Annotated in this window: 13 protein-coding genes; 1 reads left to right on the top strand and 12 read right to left on the bottom strand. The window is 50.7% G+C overall.

The features are described from left to right. Nucleotides 1-3: 3 nt before the first annotated feature. From D8682_RS01780 to D8682_RS01725, 12 genes are all read right to left on the bottom strand, one after another. Complete coding sequence (locus D8682_RS01780; protein ID WP_121813343.1) at nt 4-1,620, bottom strand: hypothetical protein; 1,617 nt, start codon at nt 1,618-1,620, stop codon at nt 4-6. Beyond that, nucleotides 1,611-2,450 (bottom strand): DUF4123 domain-containing protein, encoded by an 840-nt coding sequence (locus D8682_RS01775; protein WP_121813342.1) that lies wholly within the window; start codon nt 2,448-2,450, stop codon nt 1,611-1,613. Before D8682_RS01775 ends, D8682_RS01780 begins: the two co-directional genes overlap by 10 nt. A 2-nt stretch (nt 2,451-2,452) precedes the next feature. Beyond that, nucleotides 2,453-4,411 carry a type VI secretion system Vgr family protein gene (locus D8682_RS01770; RefSeq protein WP_121813341.1) on the bottom strand — a complete coding sequence of 653 codons (1,959 nt, stop codon included), beginning with the start codon at nt 4,409-4,411 and terminating at the stop codon, nt 2,453-2,455. Between the two features lie 394 nt (nt 4,412-4,805). Next, the gene (hpaA, locus tag D8682_RS01765) at nt 4,806-5,696 is read right to left on the bottom strand and encodes a 4-hydroxyphenylacetate catabolism regulatory protein HpaA (RefSeq protein WP_064547201.1); all 891 of its coding nucleotides are present in this window, start codon (nt 5,694-5,696) and stop codon (nt 4,806-4,808) included. A gap of 9 nt (nt 5,697-5,705) precedes the next feature. After that, nucleotides 5,706-7,082 carry a 4-hydroxyphenylacetate permease gene (hpaX, locus tag D8682_RS01760; protein ID WP_064547202.1) on the bottom strand — a complete coding sequence of 459 codons (1,377 nt, stop codon included), beginning with the start codon at nt 7,080-7,082 and terminating at the stop codon, nt 5,706-5,708. 108 nt (nt 7,083-7,190) lie between these two features. Continuing rightward, nucleotides 7,191-7,982 (bottom strand): 4-hydroxy-2-oxoheptanedioate aldolase, encoded by a 792-nt coding sequence (gene hpaI, locus D8682_RS01755; RefSeq protein ID WP_121815610.1) that lies wholly within the window; start codon nt 7,980-7,982, stop codon nt 7,191-7,193. A 14-nt stretch (nt 7,983-7,996) separates the two neighbouring features. Further along, nucleotides 7,997-8,800 (bottom strand): 2-oxo-hept-4-ene-1,7-dioate hydratase, encoded by an 804-nt coding sequence (gene hpaH, locus D8682_RS01750; protein WP_064547382.1) that lies wholly within the window; start codon nt 8,798-8,800, stop codon nt 7,997-7,999. A gap of 10 nt (nt 8,801-8,810) precedes the next feature. Beyond that, the gene (locus D8682_RS01745; RefSeq protein WP_121813340.1) at nt 8,811-9,191 is read right to left on the bottom strand and encodes a 5-carboxymethyl-2-hydroxymuconate Delta-isomerase; all 381 of its coding nucleotides are present in this window, start codon (nt 9,189-9,191) and stop codon (nt 8,811-8,813) included. Nucleotides 9,192-9,200: 9 nt separating this feature from the next. Then, nucleotides 9,201-10,052, bottom strand: coding sequence for a 3,4-dihydroxyphenylacetate 2,3-dioxygenase (gene hpaD, locus D8682_RS01740; RefSeq protein ID WP_064547204.1), 852 nt, complete (start codon nt 10,050-10,052; stop codon nt 9,201-9,203). A 10-nt stretch (nt 10,053-10,062) separates the two neighbouring features. Further along, complete coding sequence (hpaE, locus tag D8682_RS01735) at nt 10,063-11,529, bottom strand: 5-carboxymethyl-2-hydroxymuconate semialdehyde dehydrogenase (protein WP_064547208.1); 1,467 nt, start codon at nt 11,527-11,529, stop codon at nt 10,063-10,065. Next, nucleotides 11,529-12,290, bottom strand: coding sequence for a fumarylacetoacetate hydrolase family protein (locus tag D8682_RS01730; RefSeq protein WP_121813339.1), 762 nt, complete (start codon nt 12,288-12,290; stop codon nt 11,529-11,531). Before D8682_RS01730 ends, hpaE begins: the two co-directional genes overlap by 1 nt. Continuing rightward, nucleotides 12,287-12,919: a fumarylacetoacetate hydrolase family protein gene (locus D8682_RS01725; protein WP_121813338.1), complete on the bottom strand. Its 633-nt coding sequence runs from the start codon at nt 12,917-12,919 to the stop codon at nt 12,287-12,289. The genes D8682_RS01730 and D8682_RS01725 overlap by 4 nt, the downstream gene beginning before the upstream one ends. Before the next feature lie 264 nt (nt 12,920-13,183). On the opposite strand from D8682_RS01725, the gene hpaR reads away from it, so the two are divergent. Next, nucleotides 13,184-13,600 (top strand): homoprotocatechuate degradation operon regulator HpaR, encoded by a 417-nt coding sequence (gene hpaR / locus D8682_RS01720; RefSeq protein WP_064547212.1) that lies wholly within the window; start codon nt 13,184-13,186, stop codon nt 13,598-13,600. Nucleotides 13,601-13,671: the final 71 nt, after the last annotated feature.

Raw genomic sequence — 13,671 nt, 5'->3', positions numbered from 1 at the left:
GCCTCAAAATTTTATCCTAAAGGATGATTGTTCTTTTCCTAGTGCATCACAAATGGTCCATTCCCCCTTTCCTTCTTCCCAACTTTCATCTTGAGACTCGCTCCTCCCAGTAGGGCTTTTTTCATCATCATCATCATTACCGATCTCAACTTTAATTTTATATTTCGCATACATAACAATGCCGTTATGGAAAAAGATCAGTTCAAGATCTTTATCCTTTTTTTTCTCCAATGCAAAACAACATTCAGCAGTGATTTTTGCTTCAGCACTAAAGAATGCCTCCACGATCACAACTTTAAGCCCAGCCTCGACTTTAGATTCCAGTGCTAAACCAAGCGTCCCTTCATTCTTATCACCTAGCTCAGAATGAAAATCATACTTTTCATCCGATAAATAGCGATAAGAAAGATTGATATCGCCGGTAACAATAAGGTTTAAAACGGCTTTGGCATAAATACCATTTCCGCCTTTATTAACATCATCCTCTTGTGATTGCGCTTTTTCTCTTATCTTTGCAATGTTTCTCTCCTGATGAAAATAAGCTGCAAAAGCCTGAATCAAATCGAGAGTGATAGTAAAATTAATCAGCGGCGATAACTTTACATCTACAGCACAGTGAATATAGGGTTTATTATTTTTACCAAGAAATAACTCACCACTCCCTTTAACATCAATTAAAGGGTATTTAACATCAACTTTTAATACCTGTATCTTACTATCATCCGCTTTAAAAAGGCTGGTAACAGTATCAATCGTTTCCTCTGCTTTTTTCAGTAGACTTAATTTATCTTTGTAACGTGTAAATTCCGCCTGCATCGTCTTTTGATAATCTTTACTACTACTTCCGACGCTTATTGACGCCGTGCCATCTATACTCACACCTCGGGTAATCGCATATTTACCTACACTCATTGACTCATTATTATTTCTGCCTTGCAAAATATCATAGCGTTCATCATCAGTGAGTTCTTTGGTGCCATTGTTCTTTCCACCTGTAATATTTACCCCCACAGACCAAGAAAACTTCGGGAATACTATTATTCTGGTATCGACAGTCGTATAGATCGGATATTTAGCTTTATCATTCGCTGTTGTTTTAAGTGGGAAGATCAATTCTTTTACTGGTTGTCCCAGGCATTCTCCTGCCTGTAACTCATATTCTGTTTTATCAATTTTGTTAAGACCATCGAAAACAACATCACTTAAAAAGGTGACTATATCTAAATATTCCAGAGCCCCATAAACATATTTTGATGCAGTTAATTCGCCGCCCTTCGTACCCATTCCCCCCATTGTCAGCTTCAGTTTTTCATCGTAGCTAAGATACTTTAACGTATCGTTATTTATACCCTTTGTTAATTGACTAAGGTAGTAATCATTGTATATAACACCTGACGGGCAGTCAGGACTATTACTAACACATGTTTTACCTGCAAGAGTTGTCGTTACTTTAACCCCTTCTGCATCTTTGTCATGAAGGTAAATGACAGGCAATGATTCACCTTGCTTATATTCATAGGTTGCGTCGGGAGTGCTTGTTTTAATTTCTAATGCATGTGTACAGGTGTCTGGATTTTTACAGGAGCATTTAGGTGAACCTGCTGTCAAACTTATCCCCATGATAACCCACTCCTTTTCCAGACAGGTATTTCACCATAAACATCTAGCAGTAAAAGATCCGTGCGATAATGTCCGGGGCTCATTGTTCCTTCTAAAATAGCCTTGTATCTTGTTGGGATCTCACTCAAATGGTGGATATTATCACGCGAAAATAATTTTGCGATCTCATCTATACTTCGGCGGTCTGTTATTCCTAACTCTCTTAAGTAACTGAATAATTTCCCTGCCCAGTCTATGGAAAAACGTTCTACTGCTCCAGCATCCGAGTTCATAATTCCTGCCAGATCTTCAATGTATCTTCGTTCAAATACTTTCTCTAGTTGTAAGTATTGTGCTTTAGTGATCACCATTAATTTAGACGACTGCTTTTTTCTGGAGTCTGGTGGATAGATTCCATGCAACTCATCTAATAACAACTCCTGACCATGTCGGTAAGTTGTTTCTATTTTTAGAATATTTTTAAGAAAAAGATGTTTTTCCCAGTCTGATAAGACATTTATAAAATCCCAAATATTTCGTGGATCATAAAAGCGAAATATTACAGGTTTTGTTTCATCGGGAAGAAGTACCTGCAGAAATTTTCTTAAATGCTGGCGCAGTATCCGCATCGTGACTTTTGTTGTCAGATATATTCCCCACGGCCTTGTACAAGAATTTAACCAGTTCTCTACATCCGCTGTAACTTCAAGTAAATATGGAGCCAGTTTTACTAATTCTGGCTGTAGTGGCTCAGAGTACAGGCAAGAATGTGGAGGATTATACTCAGACAGAAAATCCAGGAGATCTTCAACGACAGCACCATCAACGATGGCATAACGTACAGAGTCCATGATTACTCATCCTCCATTGGGCAATGAGCGACAAACATTGTTCCGTCACCCGCTGCGGCCTTCAGAATCGCGGGGCTCATCGGTAAAATAACCTCGCCGGGACTGCCCCCACCATTCAGATTGATTTTTGGCCCTTTAATATCGACACCACCTGCATGGATGGAAATAAATGAACCACCAACACGGAAACTAATTTTACTGTCACTGTGTAAAACAATATCGCCCTCAACTTTAATTCCCATTGCGCCTGCAACTTTCTGAGCCAGATCCCCTTTGATTTCAATATGGTGTTCACCTTCAATCAAGCTTAAATAATCTTTAGTGGTCTTATGATCCTGCTGACCTTCAACGGTCACTTTTCTGTCATTGGCTACTACCAACAACTCATCGTGCCCGATGCTGACGGTTCTGTCGTAATTTACACGCACATCTTTACTGTTAAGAACTTTAACCTGCATGTCTTTTTGAGCATGTATCAATAGCAGTTCCTGATCTGTCTTATCCTCAAACATGAGTTCGTTAAACCCGCTACCCTTATAGGTTTTTGAGCGCAGGGTCATCTGCGTCTTTGTGCCAGGCTGACTGCCCGGCGAGCGGTTATCTTCATGATACGTACGCCCCATCACGATGGGCTGGTCCGGGTCGCCGTTGAGGAAATCGACTATCACTTCCTGGCCGACACGCGGTATCGCCAGGTGACCGAACCCGGCACCGGCCCACGCCTGCGACACCCGTATCCAGCACGAGCTGTCTTCTGTTTCGCCGTGATAACGGTCCCAGCGGAATTTCACCCGCACCCGCCCGTGTTCGTCGCAGAAAATCTCCTCCCCCGGCGGGCCGGTGACCACCGCACTCTGCGGGCCGTCGACCTTCGGTTTCTGCGGGCGATTCGGGCGCCAGGTGCGGTCTCCCGGTATGGCCACAAACCGGTTGGTGAGGGTGGTCCCCTCGCCGCGACTGCCGTGCAGGGCCTGTGGCTGTTCCCCGGTCATCGCACTGCTGATGACCTGCCATTTCCGGTTGTGGCTTTTTATCGGGTGGCCGGAAAGGGGGAAACGCACGCCAGGCGACAGCGCCGGAGAATTGCTGGTGCCGGTGGCGGTTTCGGCCTGGTTACGCCAGGCGTCCAGTTTATAGCGGGTGAAATCTTCGCCGTGCTGTTCATCCTTAAAACGCCCCGGATAATCCAGCACTTCATACTGCGAGCGCTGGCCATTCAGGCTCTGTGCTTTCTGGCGATAGCCCCCCGGCCAGTCCGGCATCTTAAAGGTGTAATCCAGGCTGGTGACAGTGGAGGGGGCGATACCCGCTTCGTGACGAAACACACTGATGTGCTCCGTGGTGGTTCCAGTCGATACATTCGGATTAAAGGGAAAGGCATCCTGCCGCCTGCGCAGGCCGGTCACATCATCAGTCAGCATCAGCCGCTGCCCCCCGTCCGGGGAGACGTCGTCAAAGAAGAAAATGCCTTCTTCGGCCCACAGTCTGGATAAAAAAGCGAAGTCACTTTCCCCGTACTGGGCGCAGAACTCGCGGGCCGGATGGGATTCATAAAACACCGACGTCCAGTTGGTGACGCCGTTTTCTGCCAGCAACGTGGCGGTGATGGTCTGAATATCCTGCTGCTGGAAGATGCGGAAGTTCTGGCGCAGACCGCAGCGCCACAGGGGAGGATGAATACGCAGGGTGTACTGCATCTGCCAGCCGTTGTGCTCGCTCATGCCGAAGGTGGCAATAATGCCGCTGACATGGCGCAGGACTTTCTGCCCCTGCCAGAGCGTCAGGGTGACGTTTTTCTCCAGCAACTGGTCAGCCGTTTGGCGGAAAGACTTACTGGCGACGTCAGCATCGAGGACAAATGCAGCGGAGTTATGCTGCAGCAGGCGAAAGCTCACCACCGCAAAGGTGTCCGGCTCCAGCCCTTCCACCTCCAGAGTGAAACGCAGTCCTTTTAATGACACAGCACTCTCCCTGATGTAGAGAAAACGGATCCATGAAACGCATCAGATGCCATCATGTTATTCCTTTAATTTAGATGGAGTTATTAGCCTAAATGTATGATTCAATGTCACACATAATTCAAACAAATATAATAAAATCAATATGATAATTAAAAAGAAAGGTAGGCTTAATCAGAGGATTGATCAGTGAGCGAGGTCACATTCGGAGATGTTCGGAAATGAACCCGCAGGAGGTTACGGGCATTTGTGGTATTGCAGGAAGATAAAGTGCCAGTACGGAGAAGGTTCCGTTCACCGTTATCGGAAATTAAAGAGATAACTGAACGCACGGGTGAATGGAAAACCTGCGAGGCTAACTGTTATCCCTCACGCAAAATATCAGAGCGCGAAAAACTTACGACACACGAACCTGCTGAGCACGAAACTCGCTCGGCGAGCAACCGACTAAGCGGTTAAAAAAGCGGGAAAAATAGGCAGGATCTTTAAAACCAAGCTGCCAGCCGATTTCGCTGACGGTGCTGTCAGAAAACAGCAGTAGCCGCTTAGCTTCACGCAGTTGTCTGTCAAAAATAAGCCGCTTTGGCGAGCGGTTGGCGAAACGGCGGCAGATGTCCGTCAGACGTGACTCCGTCAAATGCAGCTCCGCCGCATAGTCCGGCATATTCCAGTGTAAATGGTAGTTTTTATCGACCATCTGGTTAAAACGCTGGAACAGTTTAAGTTCGCCACGCACCCCGCTGGCGGCCAGATCGTCCAGTGGCGCATTACGCAGCAGCAGCGTAAAAACCGCCTGCGCCAATAATACCAGCGTGTGCTCGCGCCCTGGCAACTGCGAAGATGATTCACGTTCAATTAGCCGCCAATAGTGCGCCAATGCTTCCAGCTCCTCCGATTTATCCGCCAGCGATAAACATATTCCCGGCAAACCAAACGCTTCCCGCGTGCCGGGATACAACACTTCCAGCAGCGGCCAGATGAGATCTTCGCGTACCGTGAGCACGTGGCCGTCGCTGTCTGACTCGGTGATAAAAGCGTGCGGAACCGACGGTGGTGTCAGCACAAACAGCGGGGCTTGCACCGAGTAGCGGTGATCGTCGAGTTGCAGTTCAATCTGCCCGGTATCAAGAAAGTGCATCTGAAAATACTGGTCATGACGATGTGCCTGCATATCACGGCCAAAAAATTCAGCCATGCGGGCAAACGACTGGTAATGCACATCTTTTGTGCCCAGGCTTCCCTCGTACTCTTTGCTGATGTCGATATTGGCGATCGCACGCTGGCACATAGTGGTTCCTTACGGCGTGGCACGTGGGCGCGAGGATTTCATCGGGATAAGCCAAATAACAATCGCCCCAATGACCAACAACGCGGCGACAAACCATAATCCGCTGTTGAAACTGCCGGTAATATCTTTCAGCCAGCCAATCATAAACGGACTTAGCGCCGACCCAATATTCCCCATAGCGTTGATCACTGCGATGCCGATTGCTCTGGCGCGTAAACTGATTGACTGATCCGGTGTGGTCCAGAAAATCGCCATCGCGCTAAACGAACCACTGGAAGCCATGATTATCCCCAATAGCTGGATCAGATTATGGTCGGTCGCCGACGCCAATAACCAGCCCGCAGCAGCAAACAGGAACGGTAAGGCGGTATGGTGTTTTCGCTCCTGATGTTTATCCGAATGGCGGCTCCAGTAAATCATCCCGAGGATAGTAAAAATCTGCGGAATAGCGGCCAGCAGGCCGATGGTGATATTGCTGCTGCCCTCGTTGAAGCTTTTCAGAATTTGCGGCGTCCAGATGCTGATAGCACTGAGCGTGTTAGTCAGGCAGAAGTAGGCAAAGGTGTACATCAGGACAATGGGCGTAAAGACTTCACGCCACAGACTGCGCTGCTGCATGGCATGATGACTGATAGCCCCTTCCGGCTGAACCAGGGTCAGGCGGTCGTTATCCATCATCTCTTGCAGGCATTTTTTGTCATCTTCGGTCAGCCATTTCGCCTTAGCCGGGGAATCATCCAGCCAGAACCAAACCAAAATACCGAGCAGCACCGATGGGAAACCTTCGAGCAAGAACAGCCACTGCCAGCCGTGTAAATTCAACAGACCATCCATCGAGAGAATATAGCCTGAGACTATCGAACCCAGGGCGGTGGTCACGGGCATCGCAATCATAAATAGCGCGTTGGCACGAGCGCGGAAAAACGCCGGGAACCAGTAAGTCAGGTAGAGCAAAATGCCCGGAAGGAAGCCCGCTTCGGTGATGCCCACCAGCATCCTTAGCACATACAAGCTTTTCGGCCCGACGGCGAACATGGTTGCGGTGGAGGCAATGCCCCACAACACCATCAGGGCGGCTATCCAGCGGCGCGCACCGACGATGCTAAGCATCACGTTGCTGGGAATACCGCAAATTACGTAGGTGGCGTAAAACAGCGTGGTGGCTAGCCCGAACATGGTGGCGTTAAGCCCCAAATCCTGCCCCATGGTCAGCCCGGCAAAACCAATATTGATGCGGTCTAAAAATGAGAAGATAAACAACACAAACAAAAACAGAACCAAACGGCGAAACAGCTTGTTGATGACTGACTGCTGTCTGGCAGTCAGCTGTTTATGCTGGTCAGCAGGGTTAAGTTGTTCCGGGATTGCAGGTGATGCGTCGCTCATTGTCCTTTCCTCTGATGGGCATTTTTGTAGTGAGACAGCGTGGGTACCACACCACCTGGCGCGATGACACCAGATGGCAATTAGCAATGAATGTTGTGATTGATAGTGCTAGTAAACACCGGACGAATCTGACGAGATTTTCTGCTCGCAAAAGCGCGCGGCTAGTGCCTCGGCTCCACGTGCCAGCAGCGTGGTATCGACACCGACGGCAACGAACAGCGCCCCCAGTTCCAGATAGCGTTTTGCCAGTTGCTCGTTAGCCATCAAAATGCCGGGAGCTTTGCCCGCCTGGCGAATTTGCACGATGACACGTTCAATGACGGCCTGGACTTCCGGATGCTGCGGGTTACCAGCAAACCCCATGTCGGCACTGAGATCGGCCGGGCCGATAAACACGCCATCGACGCCTTCAACGTCCAGAATCTGTGGAAGATTATTTAGCGCTTCGCGGGTTTCAATCTGCACCAGTACGCACATTGCGTCATTGGCCTGATGAATGTAATCCGGGATGCGGTTCCAGCGCGAAGCGCGCGCCAGTGCACTGCCCACGCCACGAATACCCTGCGGTGGATAATGTGTGGCACGAACCGCCGCGCGAGCTTCTTCGGCGTTCTGCACCATCGGCACCAGCAGGTTTTGCGTGCCGACATCCAGCAGTTGTTTGATCTGCACCGCATCATTCCACGACGGACGAACCACCGCTTGGCTGGGATATGGCGCAATCGCCTGCAACTGAGTGAGCACCGTCTGCACGTTGTTCGGCGCATGTTCGCCGTCAATCAGCAACCAGTCGAAACCCGCTCCCGCTAACAGCTCGGCGCTATAGCTGCTGGACAATCCCAGCCATAATCCAATTTGCGGACGCCCCGCCTTCAGCGCCTCTTTAAAGCTATTTTTCATCATCTTGTTTCCCCTTACACAAAGCGGCAACTGATCGAACCCATGTTGCCGTAGTCGACATGGAAGGTGTCGCCTTTGCTCGCGGCAACCGGACGGGTGAACGAACCGCCAAGAATGATCTGCCCTGCTTCCAGCTGGACGTCGTAAGCGGCGAGCTTATTCGCCAGCCATGCCACGCCGTTCGCCGGATGATTCAACACACCAGCAGCAACGCCGGTTTCCTCGATCACACCGTTGCGATACAGCAGTGCCGAAATCCATCGCAGGTCGAGTTCGTCGGGTTTGATCGGGCGACCACCGAGAATGACTCCGGCATTGGCGGCGTTATCGGAGATGGTGTCGAACACTTTGCGCGGACGTTGGCTTTCCGGATCGACGTTATGGCAACGGGCGTCGATTAACTCCAGTGCCGGAATCACGTAGTCGGTAGCGTTGTAGACGTCGAACAACGTGCAATTTGGGCCACGCAGCGGTTTTGCCAGCACAAACGCCAGCTCCACTTCGATGCGCGGAACGATAAAGCGATCGGTTGGGATGTCGCCGCCGTCGTGGAAGAACATGTCGTCAAGCAACGCGCCGAAGTCCGGCTCACTGATCTGTGAGCTTGCCTGCATCGCTTTTGAGGTCAGACCGATTTTGTGGCCTTTTAGCACGCGGCCTTCAGCAATCTTCATTTCGACCCACAGGCGCTGAATGGCGTAGGCGTCTTCAATAGTGATCGTTGGGTAATCAAGCGAGATCTGGCGAATCTGCTCACGCTGCTTTTCAGCCTGATTCAACCGCTGGGCAATCAGGCTATGAATTGATTTATCTAGCATTTTAGTGACCTCAACGGAACAACGCATGCACGTTGTTCTGCTTGTAATTCAGCGTAGGGTGCAGTTCTTCAATCTCGAACGACAAGGCCAGATAACGGCTGTCCATCAGGGCGGCAAAGTGGTTTTTTATCATCTCAAACAGCATACCCCCGACTTCCTGACGGCTCTCCAGGCTGCGCCCGGTACCGATTTTCAACGTCATGTGTACGAAAGCATAATCGTGCTTCCCATCGGCCATCTGCCAGGTATCCAGCCAGATTGCCCGGCTACGGATGCCGCCAATCGGGAAGATGCCGGTAGCGGCTAGCGCCTCGTTAACCTGGGCAAACAGCGCGGGTAAATCGGCCTGTTCACGGATGTTGTCGGTACATTCAGCAATAAAATGCGGCATGGTTTGTCCTTAGGCGGGTAGCGGGAAAACAGCGTTCACCTGGCCGGTACCGGAGCTGGCGAACAGCTCGGTGATAAACTCCACCTTGCCGTCATATTTGTCCCAACCCAGCATCCCCAATAGCATCACTGTGTCGTGCATATTGCCTTCGCCGTAGCAGTAATCGGCATACTCCGGCAGCATGGTGCAGAACGCTTTGAAATTGCCCTCGCGCCACAGCTTGACCACTTGCTCATCCATTTGATGGTCAAATTCACGGGTATAGCTGTTCATTCCCTCTTCCGCACGCTGGTCGTCAATGAAGCGATGCGACAGCGAGCCGCTGGCGAACACCGCGACGGTACCGTCATACTTTTCAATCGCTTTGACAATGGCTTCACCGAGCTTACGGCTGTCGGCAAAATCGTGAACGGTACAAAAGGCAGAGATGGACACCACTTTGAAATGTTTGTCGCTGTTCATATAACGCATCGGCACCAGCGTGCCGTATTCCAGCTTCAGGCTTGGGATGTTGTGCGCTTTGGCACGCACGCCCAGCGCCACCGCTTCGTCGGCGATCAATTGCCCCAGTTCCGGGTTACCGTCGTAGTCGTAGGTCATGTCGCGAATAAAGTGCGGCAGTTCGTTACTGGTGTAGACCCCGGAAAAATGGTCGGCGCAGTTGATGTGATAGGCGCTGTTGACCAGCCAGTGGGTGTCAAACACGATGATGGTATCAACACCCAGTTCACGGCAACGCTTGCTGATCTCTTTGTGCCCGTCAATGGCGGCCTGGCGGCAACCGTAGTTTTTCCCCGGCAGTTCAGAGAGATACATTGACGGTACGTGGGTGATTTTGGCGGCTAACGCTAATTTGCCCATGATATTCTCCTTAAATGCCCCATTTCGGGATCGGATGGTCGCCCATGGAAATGCAGATGTTTTTCATTTCGGCGAACACGTCAAAACTGTACTCACCACCTTCACGTCCGGTACCAGAGGCTTTCACGCCGCCGAATGGTTGACGCAGGTCGCGTACGTTTTGGGTGTTCACGAACACCATTCCCGCTTCGATACTCCGCGCCAGGCGCAGCACTTTGCTGACATCCTGGGTCCAGATATACGAAGCCAGTCCGTATTCAACGTCGTTAGCCAGACGCAAGCCTTCCGCTTCGTCTTTAAATGGCAGCAAGCAAGCAACCGGGCCAAAAATTTCTTCTTGTGCCACGCGCATACGGTTGTCGACATCCGCCAGCACCGTTGGTCGCAGGAAGTGGCCGCCGCGCAAATGTGCAGGCAAATCGGACGGTTTATCAGGGCCACCCGCCAGCAGTGTCGCGCCTTCTTCAATGCCGAGGCGAATATAGCCGGACACTTTTTCCCAGTGTTGCTGGCTGATCAATGCGCCAACCTGGGTGTTCGGGTCTGTCGGGTCGCCGACACGCAGGCGGTTTGCACGTTCAGCAAAACGTTTGATGAATTCTGGATAGATGCTTTGCTGAATAAAGATGCGTGAGCCCGCAGTACAGCGCTCGCCATTGATCGAGAAGATGGTAAACAGTGCGGCATCCAGTGCGCGTTCAATATCGGCATCTTCAAAAATCAGCACCGGCGATTTACCGCCCAGTTCCATGGAATACTTTTTCAGACCCGCATTCTGCATAATGCGCCGTCCGGTAGCGGTACCGCCGGTAAACGAGATAGCGCGGACATCGTTATGACGCACCAGGGCATCGCCCGCGTTCGCACCATAGCCCTGCACCACGTTCAGCACACCCGCCGGAATCCCTGCTTCCAGCGCCAGTTCACCCAGACGGTCGGCCGTTAACGGCGACAGTTCAGACATTTTCAGTACCGCGGTGTTACCCAACGCCAGGCATGGTGCAACTTTCCAGGTGGCCGTCATAAACGGCACGTTCCACGGCGACACCAGCGCACAAACCCCCACTGGCTGGACGAGGGTATAGTTGAGCATCTTGTCATCGACCGGATAGGTCTTGCCGTTCATCTGCTGGCACACTTCAGCAAAGAATTCGAAGTTATGGGAAGCGCGTGGGATCAACACGTTTTGGGTCTGATGGATAGGCAAACCGGTGTCGGCAGTCTCCATCGCCGCAATTTCCGGCACGTTCTGGTCAATCAAGTCACCCAGGCGGCGCATCAGGCGCGCTCGCTCTTTCATCGGCAAGTTAGCCCATTTCGGGAAGGCCTCTTTGGCAGCGGCAACCGCGCTGTTGATTTCAGCTTCGCCACCAGAAGCTACATCCGCCAGTACCTCGCCCGTCGCCGGATTGGTGGTCTGGAAGTAGTCTTTGCTCGCGACGTTTTTGCCGTTGATCCAATGATTAATCTTTTTCATTACAGCTGCTCCTCATACGCCTGCTGGCTGATGATGCGGTTGACCAGACGGCCCACGCCTTCAACTTCGACCACCACTTCGTCCCCTGGTACCACGTCAGACAGCCCTTTCGGCGTGCCGGTGGCGATCATGTCGCCTGGTTGCAGGGTCATAAAATCGCTGAGATAAGCAATCAGATATGGGATGTTGAAAATTAAGTCGGCGGTGGTGCCCTGCTGGCGAAATTCACCGTTAACCCAGGTGCGCAAAGCCAGGTTGTGCGGGTCCGGAATATCGGCTTTATCGACAATCCACGGGCCAATTGGGGTCAGGGTATCGCGGCTTTTTACCCGTAGATTTGGGCGGTAGTAGTTTTCCAGGTAGTCGCGGATGGCGTAATCGTTGCAGACGGTATAACCGGCAACGTAATCCATGGCATCGGCCTCACTGACTTTGCGCGCCGTTTTGCCGATAACCACCACCAATTCTGCTTCGTAGTGCATGTACTCGACGTTGTCCGGACGAACTGACTCATGCTCATGGCCGATAAAACTATTGGCTGATTTGATAAATACCAGCGGTTCTTCCGGCGGCTTAAAATCCAGTTCGCTGGCGTGATCGGCATAGTTCAATCCCAACGCGAACAGCGTGCCGTCGGCGGGTGGCAGCCAGCTAAAAGTGCCGTTTTCGAGCTTATGGCCGCCTGCCAGCAGCACCTGATTTTGCCCATCAATGCCAACGTCAATATCCTGCCCCTGATAACGAATACGAGCCTTTTTCATGTGAGTTCTCCTTCGGCAACTACTGGGTTTTCAAGCGCCGGGAACCCTGTGGCCTGAATACGCACGCGGTCACCTGGACGCAGCGTGATACGGGACTGCGGTGTGCCAAGCAAAATAGCGTCACCGGGGTTTAAGGTTGCAAATTCGCTCAGCGCGCTTAGCAGTTCGGCGGCATTGCGTTGCAAGTCTGTGGTGCTCCAGTGGTCGGCTTCGCGACCGTTAATTTCAGTCACGATGGTGAGATTGTTGACGTCATCAACGGTAGAGATTTCCCCTAGCGGGCAAAAACCATCACGGCATTTCGCCTTGATTGCCGGACGGTAGAAGCTCTCTTCCGGCAGGCTGACGTCGTTGGCCAGTGCATAACCGGCAATATATTGATGCGCGTTTTCAACGCTCACTTTGCGTGCTGCTTTTCCAACAATGAGCGCCACGGTGGCACCGCTCTGCACCGTTTCCCCCTGCGGATACGAAATCGGCTCACCGCCACGAATGACGGTATTGCGCGGTTTGATAAACCAGACCGCCGTTTTAGGGGGTGTTTTATAGGGGGCTTTCTCAAACATCTCATGCCAGGCATCAAGCTGGCTGCGGTGGTTGAGCGCTACGGCGAAAACAGTACCTTTCATTGATAGCTCCTCAGAGACAGCAAACATTTCATTAATATATTAACAATATGTTTTATTCCCCCATTATGCATTTAGCAAGCGCGAGTTAATTTTTTGTGATTTGATTAACAATAAATTTACATTACTTAAATTAATTTGTTATTTATCAGATAATTATTTATTTTTTATAAAACTTACCGTTATTTCACAGGAAAATAAGCTGTCGATAAAAGCAACATTATTATATTATTCACATATTAATGAGTTCAGACACCAGGAGGCATGATGCAGGTTTCTTTAACCATCGCCTTGATGCAGGCGCGAGAAGTGGCAATGGGCTACTTTCGCCCGATTATTAAGCAGCACAATTTAACGGAGCAGCAGTGGCGGATTATTCGTGTGCTGGCTGACAACCCTTCCATGGATTTTCATGATCTGGCGTTCAGTACTTGTATCCTTCGCCCCAGCCTGACGGGTATTTTGACGCGTATGGAACGCGATGGTCTGGTGCTGCGGTTAAAACCGGTTAACGACCAGCGTAAGTTGTACATCTCACTGACCAAAGAGGGAAATGCGCTGTATGCCCGCGCGCAGGCGCAAGTTGAAGAGGCCTATAAGCAGATTGAAATTCAGTTTACGCCGGAGAAAATGCAACAGCTGACGGCGCTGCTACAAGAGCTTATTGCTCTGGGCGAACCATAAAAAAACCGCCCCGAAAGGCGGTTTTCAGACTGATGACAAACCTCTTCCCAGGTCGGATAAGCGCAGCGTCA

It is taken from the genome of Buttiauxella sp. 3AFRM03 (genome assembly GCF_003675305.1).
In the GTDB taxonomy this organism is placed as follows: domain Bacteria; phylum Pseudomonadota; class Gammaproteobacteria; order Enterobacterales; family Enterobacteriaceae; genus Buttiauxella; species Buttiauxella ferragutiae.
This window is presented reverse-complemented; position numbering and strand designations above follow the sequence as displayed.